Origin of the sequence: Butyricicoccus pullicaecorum DSM 23266 (assembly GCF_900167005.1) — a bacterium.
In the GTDB taxonomy this organism is placed as follows: Bacteria; Bacillota; Clostridia; order Oscillospirales; family Butyricicoccaceae; genus Butyricicoccus; species Butyricicoccus pullicaecorum.
In genome coordinates this window covers 33,323-51,451 of the sequence record NZ_FUXW01000004.1, presented here as the reverse complement: position 1 = coordinate 51,451, position 18,129 = coordinate 33,323, and the positions used below count along the sequence as shown (strand labels likewise).

Annotated in this window: 17 protein-coding genes and 1 pseudogene; 17 read left to right on the top strand and 1 reads right to left on the bottom strand. The window is 56.8% G+C overall.

What is annotated here, in order from left to right:
• Window positions 1-35 precede the first annotated feature (35 nt).
• The 17 genes and pseudogenes from B5D52_RS09280 (at window position 36) to recQ (ending at window position 17,264) form a co-directional block, all read left to right on the top strand.
• Complete coding sequence (locus B5D52_RS09280; protein ID WP_016147098.1) at window positions 36-4,397, top strand: PolC-type DNA polymerase III; 4,362 nt, start codon at window positions 36-38, stop codon at window positions 4,395-4,397.
• Between the two features lie 63 nt (window positions 4,398-4,460).
• Window positions 4,461-4,727 carry a hypothetical protein gene (locus tag B5D52_RS09275; protein WP_016147097.1) on the top strand — a complete coding sequence of 89 codons (267 nt, stop codon included), beginning with the start codon at window positions 4,461-4,463 and terminating at the stop codon, window positions 4,725-4,727.
• A gap of 124 nt (window positions 4,728-4,851) precedes the next feature.
• Window positions 4,852-5,805 (top strand): annotated as a pseudogene (hisZ, locus tag B5D52_RS16530) (ATP phosphoribosyltransferase regulatory subunit); the annotation flags it as partial.
• Between the two features lie 36 nt (window positions 5,806-5,841).
• Window positions 5,842-6,480 carry an ATP phosphoribosyltransferase gene (gene hisG / locus B5D52_RS16525; RefSeq protein ID WP_278246318.1) on the top strand — a complete coding sequence of 213 codons (639 nt, stop codon included), beginning with the start codon at window positions 5,842-5,844 and terminating at the stop codon, window positions 6,478-6,480.
• A gap of 5 nt (window positions 6,481-6,485) precedes the next feature.
• Complete coding sequence (hisD, locus tag B5D52_RS09265; protein ID WP_016147095.1) at window positions 6,486-7,766, top strand: histidinol dehydrogenase; 1,281 nt, start codon at window positions 6,486-6,488, stop codon at window positions 7,764-7,766.
• A 12-nt stretch (window positions 7,767-7,778) separates the two neighbouring features.
• Complete coding sequence (gene hisB, locus B5D52_RS09260) at window positions 7,779-8,372, top strand: imidazoleglycerol-phosphate dehydratase HisB (RefSeq protein ID WP_016147094.1); 594 nt, start codon at window positions 7,779-7,781, stop codon at window positions 8,370-8,372.
• A gap of 204 nt (window positions 8,373-8,576) precedes the next feature.
• Window positions 8,577-9,194, top strand: coding sequence for an imidazole glycerol phosphate synthase subunit HisH (hisH, locus tag B5D52_RS09255; protein WP_016147093.1), 618 nt, complete (start codon window positions 8,577-8,579; stop codon window positions 9,192-9,194).
• On the top strand, window positions 9,191-9,904 hold the full coding sequence (gene hisA, locus B5D52_RS09250) for a 1-(5-phosphoribosyl)-5-[(5-phosphoribosylamino)methylideneamino]imidazole-4-carboxamide isomerase (protein ID WP_016147092.1): 714 nt from the start codon (window positions 9,191-9,193) through the stop codon (window positions 9,902-9,904). The genes hisH and hisA overlap by 4 nt, the downstream gene beginning before the upstream one ends.
• Window position 9,905: 1 nt before the next feature.
• Window positions 9,906-10,673: an imidazole glycerol phosphate synthase subunit HisF gene (gene hisF, locus B5D52_RS09245; protein WP_016147091.1), complete on the top strand. Its 768-nt coding sequence runs from the start codon at window positions 9,906-9,908 to the stop codon at window positions 10,671-10,673.
• Window positions 10,674-10,712: 39 nt separating this feature from the next.
• Window positions 10,713-11,057, top strand: a complete 345-nt coding sequence (hisI, locus tag B5D52_RS09240) for a phosphoribosyl-AMP cyclohydrolase (protein WP_016147090.1) — start codon at window positions 10,713-10,715, stop codon at window positions 11,055-11,057.
• Window positions 11,054-11,377, top strand: a complete 324-nt coding sequence (gene hisE / locus B5D52_RS09235; protein WP_016147089.1) for a phosphoribosyl-ATP diphosphatase — start codon at window positions 11,054-11,056, stop codon at window positions 11,375-11,377. The genes hisI and hisE overlap by 4 nt, the downstream gene beginning before the upstream one ends.
• 19 nt (window positions 11,378-11,396) lie before the next feature.
• Window positions 11,397-11,870, top strand: a complete 474-nt coding sequence (locus tag B5D52_RS09230; RefSeq protein WP_016147088.1) for a pyridoxamine 5'-phosphate oxidase family protein — start codon at window positions 11,397-11,399, stop codon at window positions 11,868-11,870.
• Window positions 11,871-12,031: 161 nt separating this feature from the next.
• Window positions 12,032-13,201, top strand: coding sequence for an aminotransferase class I/II-fold pyridoxal phosphate-dependent enzyme (locus B5D52_RS09225; protein WP_016147087.1), 1,170 nt, complete (start codon window positions 12,032-12,034; stop codon window positions 13,199-13,201).
• A gap of 10 nt (window positions 13,202-13,211) precedes the next feature.
• Window positions 13,212-13,961 carry an exodeoxyribonuclease III gene (locus tag B5D52_RS09220; RefSeq protein ID WP_016147086.1) on the top strand — a complete coding sequence of 250 codons (750 nt, stop codon included), beginning with the start codon at window positions 13,212-13,214 and terminating at the stop codon, window positions 13,959-13,961.
• Window positions 13,954-14,343: a CPCC family cysteine-rich protein gene (locus B5D52_RS09215; protein WP_016147085.1), complete on the top strand. Its 390-nt coding sequence runs from the start codon at window positions 13,954-13,956 to the stop codon at window positions 14,341-14,343. The genes B5D52_RS09220 and B5D52_RS09215 overlap by 8 nt, the downstream gene beginning before the upstream one ends.
• The gene (locus B5D52_RS09210) at window positions 14,330-15,343 is read left to right on the top strand and encodes a threonine aldolase family protein (RefSeq protein WP_016147084.1); all 1,014 of its coding nucleotides are present in this window, start codon (window positions 14,330-14,332) and stop codon (window positions 15,341-15,343) included. The genes B5D52_RS09215 and B5D52_RS09210 overlap by 14 nt, the downstream gene beginning before the upstream one ends.
• A 76-nt stretch (window positions 15,344-15,419) precedes the next feature.
• Window positions 15,420-17,264, top strand: coding sequence for a DNA helicase RecQ (recQ, locus tag B5D52_RS09205; RefSeq protein WP_016147083.1), 1,845 nt, complete (start codon window positions 15,420-15,422; stop codon window positions 17,262-17,264).
• A gap of 65 nt (window positions 17,265-17,329) precedes the next feature.
• Here the strand turns inward: recQ and B5D52_RS09200 are convergent, their stop codons facing one another.
• Window positions 17,330-18,049 carry a GntR family transcriptional regulator gene (locus B5D52_RS09200; protein ID WP_016147082.1) on the bottom strand — a complete coding sequence of 240 codons (720 nt, stop codon included), beginning with the start codon at window positions 18,047-18,049 and terminating at the stop codon, window positions 17,330-17,332.
• Between the last annotated feature and the right edge of the window lie 80 nt (window positions 18,050-18,129).

Genomic DNA, 18,129 nt, shown 5'->3' with positions numbered 1-18,129 from the left:
CATTTTGGAACTTAGATTAGGAGTATCAAATTTTTATGGCAAAAACGCTTTCTGAGCTTTTTGATCGCTGTAAAAGTGAAACATATCAGGACTGCATGGGCGGAGAAGTGCGCTCGCTGGCGGTCAGTCACGATCATCAGCAGATGATCTGTCATGTGGCCTACCAGAAACCCATCTCGCTCGAGCATCTGGACGGACTGGGCAAGGAAATCGCGCAGGCGTATGGACTGACCCGCTTTTCCATCGCACCGCGCTACCAGATGGACGCGCTGACCCCGGAGTACATCGACCTGCTGCGGCAGGACTTGTGCCATCGCATGCCGTCGGCAACCGGTTTGCTGGCAGCCAGCCGCTGGGATTTTGCCGACGGTCATCTGCGCATCTCGATGGGCGACACCGCACGCGGCTATTTCTCGGTTGCGCTGCGCCAGATGCAGGAGCGTATCGAGACCGAGACCGGACAGCGCGTTGTCGTCGAGGCCGTGCCGTTTGCCGAGGAGCAGGTCGAGAAGATCATCGAGAGCCAGCATGCGGCACGCAATGCCGCACTCAAAGCCGCGATGGATGCCATGCCGGTAGCCGAACCCATGCCCGAGAAGCCGCGCAAAAACCTCAAGGTGCGTCCGGCAGGGGAGAACAGCGGCTATCAGCGTCCCAAGGTGGAGAAGGTCGCGGACGAAAACCTCATCTTGGGCAAGCTGTACACCGAGGAACCCATCCCGATTCGCGACGCGCTGGGTGAGTTCGACCGCGTGACCATCAAGGGCGACGTGTTTTTTGTCGATCACCGTGAGATCACCAGCAAAAAGACCGGCAAGGAGTGGGTCAAGATTGCGTTCGATATCACCGATAACACCAACTCCATCCGCGTCTCCAAGTTCATGGCCAAAGATCAGGCGGGTGATATCGTGTCGGCCATCAAGACCGGCATGCATCTGATCGTACAGGGCAAGATCAGTTTTGACAGCTACGAGAAGGAGAGCATTCTGGAGCCGACCGCGATCGTCAAGTCCAAGAAGAAGATTCGCATGGACAATGCACCCGAAAAGCGTGTCGAGCTGCATCTGCACACCAATATGAGTGCGATGGACGGCGTATCCGACACCAAAGATCTCATCAATCGCTGTAAGGCATGGGGCTGGCCGGCGATGGCGATTACCGACCACGGCTGTGCGCAGGCGTTTCCGCTGGCGCTGCACGTCGTGGACGGCAAGGAAGCCGACTATCCCAAGATTCTGTATGGTGTCGAGGCTTATTACGTGAACGACGCAGCGGCAGTTTCGGTTGTGCGCGGTGATCTGGACGGCAGCCTGGATGGTGATTTTATCGTCTTTGACCTCGAGACCACCGGATTAAAGCCCGCAACCGAGGAGATCACCGAGATTGCAGCGGTACTGGTGCGAGAGGGCGAGATCAAGGACTCGTTCCAGACTTACGTCAATCCGCACAAACCCATTCCGCCCGAGATCACCGAGCTGACCGGCATTTCGGACGAGACGGTTGCCGATGCACCCGACCTGCCCGAAGCGCTGGACAAGTTCTTTGCGTTTATGGGTGACCGCGTGCTGGTCGCACACAACGCAGGGTTTGACCTGTCTTTCCTCAAGGCAGCGTGCAAAAAACTGGACATTGAGCGCGAGTTTACTTACATCGACACGCTGGAAATGTCGCGCATCATGCTGCCGCATCTGAGCCGTTTTAAGCTCAACATTCTGGCCAAGGAATTACAGGTCGGTCCGTTTGAGCATCACCGCGCAAGCGAAGATGCCGCTGTGCTCGGACGCATCTGGGTGAAACTGCTCGATAAGCTCAAACACGAGCAGCACGCGAGCAAGATTTCTGATATCAACCCGCTGCTCGCCGGACTGCGCGCCAAGGAGGGCGGTCTCAAAAATCTGCCCCGCCATCATTTCATCATTCTGGTACAAAATCAAGTCGGCCTGAAAAACCTGTACAAGCTCATTTCGTACAGTTTTCTCGATCATTTTTACCGCCGTCCGCTGATGCCGCGTTCCGAGCTCATCAAGCACCGCGAGGGACTGATTTTCGGTTCGGCCTGTGAGGCAGGTGAGTTGTTTCACGCAGTGGTCGAGGGCAAACCGTTTGAGGAACTCAAACGCATTGCGGATTTCTATGATTATCTGGAAATCCAGCCCATCGACAACAACCGGTTTATGATTGCCAAGGGCATCGCGGAGGACGAAGAGGCGCTGCGCGACTATAACCGCACGATTTTGAAGCTGGCCGACGCACTGGGCAAACCGTGCTGCGCGACCGGTGACGTGCATTTCCTCGACCCCGAGGACGAAGCCTACCGTCGTATTCTGATGGCCGGACAGGGCTTCCCGGATGCCGACAATCAGGCACCGCTGTACCTCAAAACCACCGAGGAAATGCTGGGAGAGTTCGCGTATCTGGGTGAAGACCGCGCCTATGAGGTTGTAATTACCAATCCCAACAAAATTGCGGACATGCTCGACCCCATCCGTCCCATTCCGCGCGAGAACTACCCACCGAAGATCGAGGGTTCAGCCGAGGAGCTGGAAACCATGTGCCGTGAGAAGGCAAAGCGCATGTACGGCGATCCGCTGCCTGAGATCGTGCAGGCAAGACTGGACCGTGAGCTCAAGTCCATCATCGGCAACGGCTACGACGTGATGTACATGATCGCGCAGAAGCTGGTCAGTAAGTCGCTTCAGGACGGCTATCTGGTCGGCTCGCGTGGTTCGGTCGGCTCGTCGCTCGTCGCTTTCATGTCGGATATCACCGAGGTAAACTCGCTCGCACCGCACTATCTGTGCCCGGAGTGCAAGTATTTCGAGCTGCACGAGAACGAGGGCGTGGGCTGCGGCGTGTGCCTACCCGATAAGGTTTGCCCGCGCTGCGGCACACCGCTCAAAAAAGAAGGATTTTCCGTACCGTTCGAAACCTTCCTTGGTTTTAACGGCGATAAGGTGCCCGATATCGACCTGAATTTTTCGGGTGAGTATCAGCCGCGCATCCATAAATATACCGGTGAACTGTTCGGTCACGACCACGTGTTCCGTGCGGGAACGATTGCGACAGTCGCGGAAAAGACCGCTTACGGTTACGTCAAAAAGTACATGGAGGAGCGCGGTATCGAGTGCTCACGCGCCGAGGAAAACCGACTGGCCGCAGGCTGTACGGGTATCCGACGCACGACCGGCCAGCACCCGGGCGGTATCGTCGTTGTGCCCAAGGAAGTCGAGATTTACGACTTCTGCCCGGTACAGCACCCGGCGGACGACCCGACCTCGGATATCATCACCACCCATTTCGAGTATCACTCCATCGACGCAAACCTGTTAAAGCTTGACGAGCTCGGTCATGATGATCCGACCATCATCAAGCATCTGGAAGACCTGACCGGTGTTAACGCGCAGGAGATTCCGCTCGATGACCCCGACGTCATGAGCCTGTTTACGTCCAACCGAGCACTGCACTACGTTGACGATGCCCCCGACCCCATTCTGGGGGACCTGGGCTGTCTGGCCGTGCCCGAGTTCGGCACCAAGTTTGTCCGCGGCATGGTCAAGGACACCAAGCCGACCACCTTTGACGACCTGCTGTGTATCTCCGGTCTGTCACACGGCACCGACGTATGGCTGGGCAACGCGGCCGATCTGGTCGCGTCGGGCATTCCGCTGAATGAATGCATCTGCTGCCGTGACGATATCATGAACTATCTGATCGGTAAGGGCGTAGAACCCAAGCTGGCGTTCCAGACCATGGAATCGGTGCGTAAGGGCAAGGGTCTCAAACCCGAGATGGAAGAGGCCATGAAGGCGAACAATGTGCCCGATTGGTACATTGATTCGTGCAAAAAGATCAAGTATATGTTCCCCAAGGCGCACGCAGTGGCTTACGTTATGATGGCGTTCCGTATTGCGTGGTTTAAGGTGCATAAGCCGCTTGCCTTCTATTCGGCGTACTTCTCGGTACGCGCCAAGGGCTTCGACGCTTCGTGCATGATCAAGGGCGACGCGGTCTGTCTGGATAAGATCCGCGAACTGCACCGCAAGGACGTGGACAAGACCATCTCGGCAGCCGAAAAGGATACCCAGACCACGCTCGAGGTGTGCCACGAGTTCTATAAGCGCGGTTTCATCTTCGAGCCGATGGACGTTTACAAGTCGGACGCGACCAAGTTCATCGTGACCGAAAAGGGACTCATCCCGCCGTTCACCTCCATGCCGGGTATCGGTGAGCAGGCAGCGCTCAACATCGTGGAAGAGCGCAAAAAGGGACGCTTCCTGTCGGCAGAGGAACTGTCGGTGCGCTGTCCCAAGGTATCCAAGTCGGTCATCGAACTTTTGGGCGAGATCGGTGCGCTCGGCTCCATGCCGCGCAGTACCCAGATCAGCCTGTTTGGATAAAAATAATGTTCCGGGAATCTTGAGGGGTTCCCGGAACCCTTTCTTTTTATGAGGAGGTGGAAGATGTTCTTTGAATCCCGCGAGCGGGCACGCCGCAATCCGGCGCAGTATCCCAAGACCGCAAATCAAACGTTCACAGAAAAACGCACTGTACCGTCTGTTCCAAACCGCAGTCAGCCGGTCAAGGATACCGGGGAAACCCTCCGAAAGCGCAACCGCCAGACCTATCACCGCAAACCCTATGCAAAAGTACGTCTGTTTGCCCTGGCCTGCTCGGCCATCTTCCTGCTTCGGCTGGCGCACATGCTGTGTCGCTGGCTGTTTGGCTGACAGTATTGGGTGCGCATTCGGGATTAGGAAAACAGCCGTATAAAAACAGAATTTGGCTTGACATTGGGCGGAATGCGTGCTAAGATTTTAGCATGATAAATTACAAAAGGGAGAAGCGAGAATCATGAACCGCTATCAGATTTCGACCCCGGAGGGAACCCGCGATTTGCTGTTTGCACCGGCACGCCGCCTGCGTGCTGTCGAGCAGCGCGTACGGCAGTCGCTGGAAGACCGGGGATACAGTGAGGTCATCACACCTGCCATCGAGTATTACGACGTGTTTGCACAGGCAAACCCGGCGGTCGGACAGGAAAACATGCTCAAGATCGTGGACCGTGCCGGACGCATCTGCGTGGCACGTCCGGATAACACCACGCCCATTGCGCGCATCGCAGCTACCCGTCTGGAGGGTGCTGAGCTGCCCGTACGACTGTATTACAGTCAGAAGGTGTTCCGCTCGATTGCCGAGGGTCATGGACACAAGAGCGAGTTTTTGCAGGTGGGTGCTGAGCTGATTGGTTCGGACGGACTGGAAGCCGATCTGGACATTCTGACAGCGGCCTTTTCCGCACTCGAACAAGCCGAGGCGGGCAGCTTCCGCATTGAGCTTGGTCACGCAGAAATCTACAAGGCACTCATCGAGGCACTGGGCGTAGATGAGCAGACGGCTGAGGACATTCGTCGCCTGATTGAGAACAAGTCCTTTGCAGCGCTGGGCGATGCACTGGCACCCTATCAGGGCAGTGCAGCCTATCAGGCACTGTGTGCCATGCCGCAGCTGTTCGGCGGTGTGGAGGTACTCGACCAGGTTGAGCACATGACCGGCAATATGCGCGTGCTGGCCGCAGTAGCTTACCTCAGACGGGTCTATACCGCACTCGAACAGGCTGGATTCGGTGAGTCGGTGATCATCGACTTGGGTCTGGTACACGAGATGGATTACTATACCGGCATCATGTTCCGTGGTTATCTGGGCGGCGCGGGCGCAGCCATTCTCGCAGGCGGACGGTACAACGCGCTGTGTGCCAAGTTTGGCCGTGATTTGCCCGCGGCAGGCTTTGGTATCGATGTTGAGCGCATCGCCGAGACCGGCAGCGAGGCCGATAACCGTCAGGTGCGCGATACCATCCGCATTGCGCTGACCAAGGGACGACTGGAGAAAAAGACCCTTGCCCGCATGAAAGCTGCGGGGTATGATATCAGTGAGCTGGAAAGTCCGTCGCGCAAGCTGATTTTCCGTTTGCCGGATACCAATATCGAGGTTGTGTTGGCCAAGGCTGCCGATGTTATCACCTACGTCGAACACGGTGTATGTGATCTGGGCGTCGTCGGTAAGGACACCATCATGGAAAAGGGCGGTTCGTTCTACGAGATGGTCGATTTGGGCTTCGGCAAGTGCCGCTTTGCACTGGCAACCAAGAAGGGCAAGACCGTTTACGGCAATTACCGCACGCCGGTCATTGCTACCAAGTACCCCGAAGTCACCCGCGCATTTTTCAGCCGCAAGAATATGGACGTCGAGACCATCAAGATCGAGGGTTCGGTCGAACTGGCACCGCTTCTGGAGCTGGCAGACGCCATTGTGGATATCGTCGAGACCGGTTCGACGCTCAAGGAAAACGGTCTGGAGGTCATTGAGGACGTTGCGCCCATTTCGGCACGCGTCATCGTCAATCTGGCCTCGGCCAAGATGAATAAGACCGCCATCCAGCGCATCATCAGCGACCTGGAACGCGGCGGAGAGGAGCAGTAAAAACCATGTTTCTGAAGACAGTTCTGGCGGACGGCAAGGCCGAGCAGCAGGTCATCCGCGAGATGAAACAGCGTGCCGCAGCGGCACGCAGCGATATTGAAAAGACGGTTGCGGCAGTCATGGCCGACGTGCAGGCACGCGGTATGGAAGCCGTCCGGGAGTACGCCGAGAAATTCGACGGTAAGGCACCGTATATCGTATCCCAGGAGACCATCGACGCAGCGTATGAGCGCTGTGACCCGACCGTCCGTACCGCACTCGAGCGGGCAGCTGAGAACATCCGGGATTATCACGAGCAGATGCTTGCACGCACCTGGGAATACGAGCGTGCACCGGGCGAGAAACTGGGTCAGACCGTGCGCGGTCTGACGCGCGTGGGGCTATACGTGCCGGGCGGCACGGCGGCCTATCCGTCGTCGGTGCTGATGAACGCCGTCCCGGCCAAGGTTGCAGGCGTTGAGGAACTGATCATGGTCACACCGCCGACCGAAAACATGTCGGATGCTGTGCTGACCGCGGCTAAGATTGCGGGCGTCGACAAGGTCATCGCCATCGGCGGCACACAGGCGATTGCGGCGCTGACCTATGGCGCAGACTGGATTCCGCAGGTTGACAAGATCGTCGGCCCGGGCAATGCTTACGTTGCAGCGGCCAAAAAGATGGCTTACGGCACGGTCGATATCGACATGATCGCAGGGCCGTCCGAGGTGCTGGTTATCGCTGACTACACCGCAAACCCGACCTGGGTTGCAGCCGATCTGCTGTCGCAGGCCGAGCATGACAAGCTGGCTTCTGCCGTTCTGCTGACCGATTCCATGGCACAGGCACAGGCTATTTCGGCTGAGATGGAGCGTCAGGCCAAGGAACTGCCCAGATGGGAGATCATCCGCGAGTCTGTGGAAGGCTACGGCTGCGCAGTCGTGTTTGAGGAACTGAAAGACGCTTGCGCGATGGCGAATGTCGTCGCACCCGAGCACCTGGAAGTCGTGACCGACAATCCGCGCCAGTGGCTGCCCTATCTCAAGAATGCCGGAGCTATCTTCCTCGGACAGTATGCACCCGAACCGCTGGGCGACTACATGGCAGGCCCCTGCCACGTTCTGCCGACTTCGGGCACGGCACGCTTTTTCTCACCGCTGTCTACCGATACGTTCCTGAAGAAGACCTCGGTCATCGAGTATTCGCGCGGTGCGTTGGAAAATTTGGCCGATGATATCATCGCACTGGCAAAATGTGAAAAATTGGATGCGCATGCGAACAGCGTCGCCGTGCGCTTTGGAAAATAACAGGAGGTACCCATGAGAGGAGAGACCACCATCCGGCAGGCGACCATCTGCCGGGAAACTAAGGAAACTCAGATTGCTCTGTACCTGAATCTCGAGGGCGGCGAGCGTAAGATTGAGACCGGTATCGGATTTTTCGATCACATGCTGAATAGCTTTGCGGTACACGGCGGTTTTGGACTGATTTTGAAGTGCACGGGCGATCTGGAAGTAGACGGACATCATACGGTTGAGGATGTCGGTATCGCTCTGGGTCAGGCTCTTGCTCGTATTCTAGGCGACCGCGCAGGCATTGCACGTTTTGGCTCGTCGTATGTCCCCATGGACGAGGCGCTGGGCTTCTGTGCACTGGATATCTCAGGCAGACCGTATCTGGTTTACGATGCACCCATGCCGCAGCCCATGTGCGGACAGTATGATACCTGCCTGACTGTGGAGTTCATGCGTGCATTCGCCACTCATGCCGGCATTACCCTGCACCTCAAGAGTATGTACGGTGACAACGCACACCATATCACCGAGGCGCTTTATAAAGCACTTGCCCGCGCATTGCGTCAGGCGGTCACCGAGACCGGTGGGGAAGTGCTGAGCGCAAAGGGTGTACTCTAAAGTCGCACGACTTGATATTGAAGTTTCGATCAAACCTTTTCAAAGGTTTGCGGGTTCTCAGGGCAGCGCCCTGAGTCGCCATCCGCAGATGGCGAAATCCCCTCTGGATTCCCGGTGTCCGACCCGGGAATCCACAAAAATAAAAAAATGAACGCGTCCCGCAGGACGCGCAATCTTACAATATCCTCACCACAAGGAGGAATTATGAGTTACATTGCAATCGTAGATTACGGCGCGGGAAATCTCATGAGCGTGCACAATTCACTCGATTTTCTGGGCTATGAAAATAAAATCGCCAGCACACCGGACGACCTCGCGGGCGCTTCTGGCGTTATCCTGCCCGGCGTGGGCGCATTCCCGGACGCGATGCAGGCGCTGAAGGACTCCGGCCTGCTGGAAGCTGCCTTGGACACAGCACAGCAGAAGCCCTTCCTCGGCATTTGCCTCGGCATGCAGATGCTGTTTGAACAGTCGGAGGAGGTACGCCCCTGTGAGGGCCTCGGACTGCTTCCAGGCAGCATCAAACGCATCAAAACTGACTATAAACTGCCGCAGATCGGCTGGAATGGCCTGCACATCGTGCACCCCAATGCCCTGACCCAGGGCTTAAACGAGGGCGACGCCGTGTATTTTGTCCATTCCTTCGCTGCCTGCCCGGCTGACCCTGCCGACCTCGCCTGCGTGACCGACTACGGCGTGGAAGTCCCGGCCATGGTCGCACGCGGCAACGTGTTCGGCTGCCAGTTCCACCCGGAAAAGAGCGGAGAAGTCGGCCTGAGAATCCTGAAAAACTTTGCGGCACTGACGGAGGAACGCGCATGAAGATTTTACCTGCAATCGATTTGAAAGATGGCCAGTGTGTGCGCCTGCAAAAGGGTGACTACGGCACGGCGCATAAGGTTGCCGAGGACGCAGTACAGACCGCCCGCGGCTTTTTGGCTGCCGGCGCCGACCTCATCCACATGGTCGATCTGGACGGTGCCAAGGACGGCAGCCATGCAAACTACGATGTCGTCAAGCGCGTCATCGAGCAGACCGGCGCGGCAGTCGAGCTGGGCGGCGGCATCCGCACGATGGCCGACGTGGACGCAGTGCTTGCACTGGGCGTTTCCCGTGTGATTATTGGTTCGGCTGCCGTGCGCAATCCGGAATTTGTCCGCGAGGCGGTGCAGAAGTACGGCGAAAAAATCGCAGTCGGTATTGATGCACGTTCTGGCACCGTGCGTACCGACGGCTGGCTGAGCGACTCGGGTGAAGATTACATTTCTTTCGCAAAGAAGATGGCTGACTTTGGCGTACAGACCATTATTTTTACCGACATCGACAAGGATGGCATGCTGGAAGGTCCGAACTTTGACCAGCTGGGCGCACTGCGGCAGGCCGTTTCGTGCGCGATCGTCGCATCGGGCGGCGTGACGACGCTCGAAGATATCCGCCGCCTGCGTGAGGCAGGCATTGACGCGGCCATTGCGGGCAAGGCGGTCTATACCGGTGCACTTGACCTCGCTGCGGCCATCAAGGAGGCGGAATAACATGCTGGCAAAACGTATTATTCCCTGCCTGGATGTCAAAGACGGCCGCGTGGTCAAGGGCGTGAACTTTGTCGGTCTGCGTGATGCAGGTGACCCGGTCGAACTTGCCAAGGCATATTCCAAGGCAGGCGCGGACGAGATTGTCTTTTTGGATATCACCGCGACGCATGAAAACCGCGATACCATCGCGGACGTGGTGCGCCGCACCTGCCGCGAGGTCTTCGTTCCGGTCACGGTCGGCGGCGGTATCCGCACGGTCGAGGACTTTAAGGAGATCCTGCGCGCGGGCGCAGATAAGATTTCGGTCAACTCGGCGGCGGTCAAAAACCCCGACCTCATCAACGGCGCAGCCGAGAAATACGGCAGTCAGTGCGTGGTCGTGGCCATCGACGCACGTCATTCCGGGCAGACCGAGAGCGGTTTCGAGGTCTACACAGCAGGCGGACGCAATCCAACCGGTATTGACGCGGTCGCTTGGGCGCGAGAGGTTTACGAGCGCGGCGCAGGTGAAATTCTGCTGACTTCAATGGATCGAGACGGCACGAAATCGGGCTTTGACCTGACGCTGACCGATCTGGTATGCAAAATGGCACCCATCCCGGTCATCGCATCGGGCGGCTGCGGTACGCTTGACCACTTCAGCGACGTGTTCGAGCAGACCAGTGCGGACGCGGCGCTGGCGGCTTCGCTGTTCCACTATGGCGAGCTGACTATTTCTGAGGTCAAAGACCATCTGGCAGGCCGGGGCATTCCGGTGCGCCGGGTGTAGGATCAGTGCCGATTCCGGCATTCAAAGAAGGGAACAATCATGGATTTAAGCAAATTTTTTGTCAAAGCACCGCTGATTCCGGTCATCTGTCAGGACAGCGCAAACAGTGAGGTGCTCATGCTGGGCTATGCCAACGAAGAAGCACTCGCGCGCACCATGCAGACCGGAACAGCCTGGTTTTTCTCCCGTTCCCGCCAGAAACTGTGGAACAAGGGCGAAACCTCGGGCAATTTTATTTACGTCGAGCGCATTTTATCCGACTGCGACGACGATACCCTGATTTATCTGGGCAGACCGTGCGGCCCGGTGTGCCATACCGGCAACCGCACCTGCTTTTTTACGACCCTTTGGGAAAAAGATGAGCGAAAGGACGAGAATCAATGAACGCATTTGAACAAATGGAAGCGGTCATTACGCAGCGCCGTGCGCAGCCGATGGAAGGATCTTATACCTGCTACTTGTTTGACAAGGGACTGGACAAGATTCTCAAGAAGGTGGGCGAGGAGTGTGCCGAGACCATTATCGCGGCCAAAAATGGCGATAAGACCGAGCTGATTGGTGAGATCAACGACGTATTCTATCACATGATGGTGATGATGAATGAGTGCGGCGTAACGCTCGAGGATGTCTGCAAGGAAATGGATGTGCGTGCAGCCAAGATCGGCAACCTCAAGCAGTTCCACGTCTCCGACCACAACACCTGATAACTACAAAGAGGACTTTATGAGACGCAAGGAACGAGAAGTCAAAGAGCGCGCGGCCATCGAGAAGATTTTGCGCGCCTGCAAGGTGTGCCGACTGGCTATGAACGGCGAGGACGGCGTGCCCTATGTCGTACCGCTGAACTTCGGCTATACTTGGAACGAAGAACAGCCGGTATTTTACCTGCACAGCGCGCAGTCTGGACGCAAACTCGATTTGCTGGGTAAAGATGCGCGTGTCTGTTTCGAAATGGACTGCGGTTATGTGCTGGAAGGGGAGGCGGACGACGCCTGCACCTACACCAACCGCTACGCCTCGGTCATCGGCACAGGACGGTGCGAGCTGGTCACCTCGGATGAGGAAAAGGAAGCTGGCTTGCGCTGCCTGATGCAGCACGTCGCGGGCGATCAGGACTGGAAATTTGATCCCCACTGGATGGGAAAGACCGCTGTGCTGCGTGTGCGCACCGAACAGCTGACCGCAAAACGACATTAAATATTGCGTGACCACCCATGTCGCGGTTCCAGACAGAGCAGCTCGACCGGCTGCTCTTTTTGTGTGCGATTTTTCGGCAAAAAATGTGAATACGGTTTGCATCAAGCTGCATTCTGTATTATAATTTCTATGACTGCATTAGAAAGCGAAGTGTTTGATACATGAGATACATCAAATTCGGACAAGATACCGAATCGAATATTTTTAACCAGCTTGACGACAAAAAGCGCGAGCTTGCCGCACGCGGCGTGGATGTCATCAATCTGTCCATCGGCACCCCCGATTTTCAGCCCGATGCACATGTCATGCAGGCGGTCGCACAGGCGGCAACCGATCCGGAGAACTATAAGTACTCCATGAACGACACCCCGGAGCTCATCCAGGCCGTGCAGGATTGGTACGCACGCCGGTACGATGTCAAGCTGGATGCCGACCAGATTATGTCGGTTTCGGGCTCGCAGGAGGGCATCGCGCATGTTGCATTCCCGTTTGCAGGCCCGGGCGATCTGGTGCTCGCACCCGATCCGGGTTACCCGATCTTTACCTTTGGTCCCATGATGACCGGTGCCGAACTGGGTCTGTATCCGCTCTATGCAGAGAAGGGTTGGATTCTGGACTTTGCCGATATTCCGGACGAGGTGGCCGATCGTGCCAAGATGATCGTCGTATCCTATCCGAACAACCCCACCACCGCCGTGGCTGACCGTGACTTCTATGTCAAGCTGGTCGAATACGCCAAGAAGCACGACCTGATTGTGCTGCACGATAATGCATATTCCGATCTGGTCATGGATGGCGGTCAGGGACTGTCCTTCCTGTCCATTCCGGGCGCGATGGATGTCGGCATCGAGTTCAACTCGCTGTCCAAGACCTACAACCTGACCGGCATGCGCGTCTCGTTTGCCGTCGGCAATCGCGACGTCATCCGCCGTTTCCATGATTTCCGCTCGCAGATTGACTATGGTATGTTCTACCCGGCACAGGCTGGTGCGGTGGCCGCGCTGAACGGCCCGCAGGATATTGTCGAGCGCAACCGCTCGGGCTATCAGGCACGCCGTGATGCACTGTGCGGCGGCCTGCGCAGCATCGGTTGGGACGTACCCGATTCCAAGGGCAGTATGTTCGTCTGGGCCAAGATTCCGGAAGGCTATGCGACTTCGGCAGAGTTTGTACTCGACCTGATGGACAAGACCGGTGTCATCTGCGTACCCGGTCTGAGTTTTGGCGAGCAGGGCGAGGGCTATGTGCGCTTTGCACTCGTCGTACCGCCCGCACGCATGGAGGAAGCTGTCCGCCGTATTAAGGATAGCGGTATTTTGAACCGCGCATAAGGAGAATAAAATGAAACTGATTTCCTGGAACGTCAACGGCCTGCGTGCATGCGTGGGCAAGGGCTTTTTTGAATTTCTTGAACGTGAGCAGCCCGATATGATGTGCTTGCAGGAGACCAAGCTCCAGCCCGAGCAGGCACCCGAAGTTGAGGGTTATTATGATTATTGGAACTCGGCAGATAAGAAGGGGTACTCGGGTACTGCGATTTTTTCCAAGACCGAGCCGCTCGCGGTCACCTATGATATCGGCATCGATGTGCACGACCATGAAGGCCGCGTCATCACGGCTGAATATCCGGAATTTTACCTCGTGACCGTGTATGTCCCGAACTCGCAGGATGGCCTCAAACGTCTGGATTATCGCATGACCTGGGAGGATGACTTCCGCGCATATTTGCAGGCGCTTGACCAGAAAAAGCCGGTCATTGTCTGCGGCGATATGAATGTCGCGCACAAGGAAATCGACCTCAAAAATCCCAAGACCAACCGCAAGAACGCTGGTTTTACCGATGAAGAACGCGCCAAGATGACCGAACTGCTGGACGCTGGCTTTGTCGATACCTTCCGCCATTTCTATCCCGAAGTGGAGGGTGTGTACTCGTGGTGGAGCTATCGCTTCAAGGCGAGAGAGAAAAACGCGGGTTGGCGTATTGACTACTTTTTGGTGTCCGAGCGCTTTATTGACCGCGTCAAGGACGCACGCATTTTGACCGATGTGTTCGGCAGCGATCACTGTCCGGTGGTGATCGAACTTGCATGAAGAAATAGAATGGCCGGAATATTGGTATGGGGAACCCATCGAGGAGCAGATAGAGACCCTCGATCCCTATGACCGACCGGACTTTGCAGCCCGGTGGCCGGAGGAGCACGACGAGGACGAGCCCGCCTGCGACCCGATCACCGGACTGCCGCTGACACCGTGCGCGGTATGCGGTATGGACACGGTACCCGAGGGTGGAATGGGCTTTGTGTGTCCGATTTGCGGCTGGCAGGCCGATGCAATGGTGCAGGATGAGAGGGAACCGAGCGCTTGCAATCACGGCCTGAGCCTGCTGGAAGCACAGCTGAACTTTCGGACATTTGGCTGGAGTGATCCGGCGATGCTGATAGAAGGAGAAGAAACGAACGATGCTGAATTTTAGAAATGATTACAGTGAGGGTGCACATCCGACGATTTTGGAGGCCATGCGGCAGAATAACCTCACTCCGGTCATCGGATACGGAATGGACGAGTACTGCGCACATGCAGCGGCTATGATTCGCGAGCGTTTTGGCTGTCCGTCGGCCGATGTACATTTTCTGGTGGGCGGCACCCAGACCAACCTGACCATGATTGCGTCCGCGCTGCGTCCCTACGAGGCGGTCATCTGTGCAGACACCGGACACATCAACGTGCACGAGACCGGCGCGATTGAGAGCACCGGTCACAAGGTGCTGACCGTGCCCAAGGAGGACGGCAAGCTGACCCCGGCAGACGTGCTGTCGGTGGTACGCAGCCACCCGGACGAGCACATGGTCAAGCCGCGCATGGTTTACATTTCGCAGTCCACCGAAGTTGGTACGGTCTACACCCGTCACGAGCTGGAAGCACTGCGCGCAGTCTGTGACCGTCAGAACCTGCTCTTGTATCTGGACGGCGCGCGTCTGGCCAGCGGTATGACCGCAGAGGACTGCGACCTTATCCCTGCCGACCTGCACCGCCTGTGCGATGCATTCTACATCGGCGGCACCAAGAACGGTGCGTTGTTTGGCGAGGCACTGGTTCTGGTCAACGACGCACTTAAGCCTGATTTCCGTTACATGATTAAGAACCGCGGTGCAATGCTGGCTAAGGGCTGGCTGCTGGGCATGCAGTTCGAGGGTCTGTTTACCGGTGATCTGTACTTCACCCTCGGCCGTCACGCCAATGCCATGGCCGCACGCCTGCGTGATGGACTGATCGCGAAGGGCTATGAGCTGGCCTATCCGTCCACGACCAACCAGGTGTTTGCCGTGCTGGACAAGGATCAGATCTTTGAGCTGACCACCGAAGCCGCATTCGAGTTCACCAAGAACTGGGACGCAACCCATGACGTCGTGCGTTTTGTCACCTCGTGGGCGACCAAGGCCGAGGATGTCGACGCGATGCTCGCGCTGCTGTAATCGAAGCATGAAAACCAGCCGTTCGGAGATCGGACGGCTGATTTTTTTGACCAACCGGAGAAGGGAGGGAAGACCGATGCAGCCGGAAGCTGTGCTCAAACAATTTTTTGGATACGATAGTTTTCGAGACAATCAAAAACCCTTGGTTATGCGCATTCTGGCCGGACAGGATGTTCTGGGTGTCATGCCGACCGGTGCGGGCAAGTCGGTGTGTTATCAGATACCGGCACTCATGCGCCCCGGACTTGCATTGGTCATCTCGCCTTTGATTTCGCTCATGCGTGACCAAGTGCGCACCCTGTGTCAGGCAGGCATTCCGGCGGCCTGTCTGACCAGTGCCCAGCCGGTCGAAGAACGCACGCGCATTCTCCGTGAGACCGCACAGGGCAAGTATAAACTGCTCTATGTCGCACCCGAACGCCTGCAAACACCTAGTTTGCAAGCTCTGTGCCAGCGGGTGCGCTTGTCGCTGATTGCGGTGGACGAAGCGCATTGCGTGTCCCAGTGGGGACAGGATTTTCGCCCGAGCTATCTGCGCATCACGGAATTTTTGCAGATTTTGCCCGAACGCCCGCCGGTTTGTGCGTTCACGGCGACGGCCACCGAACGAGTGCGTGGGGATATCATCCGGCTGCTCGGTCTGCAAGACCCGTTTCTATTGGTATCCGGCTTTGACCGTCCCAATCTGCGCTTTTTTGTCCACCATCCAGCCGATAAAAAGTCGGCATTGATTGCGGAACTGGCCGGAAGAAGAGAGCAGAGCGGCATCGTCTATTGCCTGACCAGAAAGCTGGTTGATGACGTGTACGGCATTCTGCACAGCCGGGGCTTTGCTGCGGCACGCTATCACGCCGGACTGGATGCCGAAACCCGTCAAACTGCGCAGGAAGATTTTCTCTATGACCGCAAGCGCATCATGGTGGCGACCAACGCCTTTGGCATGGGCATCGACAAGCCCAACGTGTCCTATGTCATCCATTACAACATGCCGCAGGATTTGGAAAGCTACTATCAGGAGGCCGGACGCGCGGGACGCGATGGGGAGATGGCCGACTGTATTCTGTATGCCAGCGAGTCGGACGTGCGCCTGTGCCGCTTTCTGATCGAAAACAGCCGGGATTTGTCCGATGATCTGGACGAGGAGGCACGCCAGACTGCCTTGCAGCGTGATCTTGACCGCTTGCGCAAAATGCGCTGGTACTGCCAGACCACCGACTGCCTGCGGCAGACCATGCTGCACTATTTCGGCGAGTCCTCTCCGTCCTACTGTGGCGGCTGCGGCAACTGCGGCACGCACTGGGCGTGGAAGGACGCAACTGTGGATGCACAGAAGATCGTCTCGTGCGTTTTTCGACTCAATCAGCGCGGCCGGACGGTCGGAAAACGGTTTTTGATTGAGATTTTGCAGGGTCAGACGACCGAGCGGGTGCAGCAGAGCGGACTGGAAAACCTGTCGACCTTCGGCATCATGCGCGGTGAGTCGGTGTACCATATCCGCTACATTCTGGACTGCCTCATTGCACAGGGCTATCTGACCTGCCGTGCGGAGGAACGTCCGATTGTGCAGCTGAGCGCAAAATCTGGCGACATCATCAAAAAACGCTTGCCGTTTTCGGTCAAATCACCCAAGGGCGTGCGCGTGGTGCCAGTACATCTGGGGGATGCCGTGGGACCGGTCGACGAGAGCTTGCTCAAAGTGCTTGAGCAGACCTGTGACCGATTGGCCAAGCGTGCCGGTGTACCGTCTTTCTCGATTTTTCCCACGACGGTACTGCGTGAGATGTGCAAGCGCATGCCGCGCACGGTGGATGAACTGGGGGACATTCCGGGAGTTGCGGCGCACAAAGCCAAGCGATACGGTCAAGCCTTTGTGGACAGTATCTCGGCTTACCGGCGCAGACAACAAGGCGACAGACCGTAATATAAAATCGCAAAAGAAAAAAGGTAGACAGCTGGAACAAGTCCAGATGGTCTACCTTTTTGTTGTTATGGACGGGTGCGCATGATCGTGAAGTGGAACAAGTCAGCGCGTAAGTAGTCGAGCGAGTAGAGCAGGGGATTGCCGCGCGAATCGTAATGAAACTGGCGGAATCCGAAGGCATCATAGTGCGTGGGCAGATGGAGCAGCGCGCGCAGCGGATCGTCCTCGGGCGGAATAAAGAGCTCGGTGAACGCACGGCTGATCGACATGCCGCAGGTGTCCTCGAGATAGGAGAACAGCGAGCGCGGCGGATGCGCGGGGTCAATCTGATCGGTGTATTGGCAGGGCAGATAACCCAAGCTGGCCGAAATAATGCCGACTTCGGCGTGACGCACGCGCTGCAGGATGAAGAAGGGTTCATTCGCGGGCGTGTTGAAAAACTCGGACACATCGGCCGGAGCCGGTGCAATCGAGCAGGTAATATCGGATTTTTCTTCCACAATACCGGCATTTTCAATCATAGCACCCATACTTTGCAGCTGAGACAGATCGTTTGAAATGCGGCGGGGACGATCGAGCAGGTAGGTGCCCGAACCGTGGCGGGAGACGATCAGGCCGTCGCTGCGCAGCAGACCGAGTGCCTTGCGCCAGGTTTCGCGGCTGACCCCCAGACGCTGTGCCATTTGCAGTTCCGAGGGCAGCTTGTGCCCGGGTAAAAATTCTCCTGCATGATAGAGCGCCAAAAAAGCCTCTTTTGCACATAAAGCAGAAGATTTGGATTTCATGAATGTGGCCCTCCTTGAGATGGATCGCGATATGAGGATGCGAAAGGGAGTAAAACTTAGTTCATTATATGTCGGTTAAA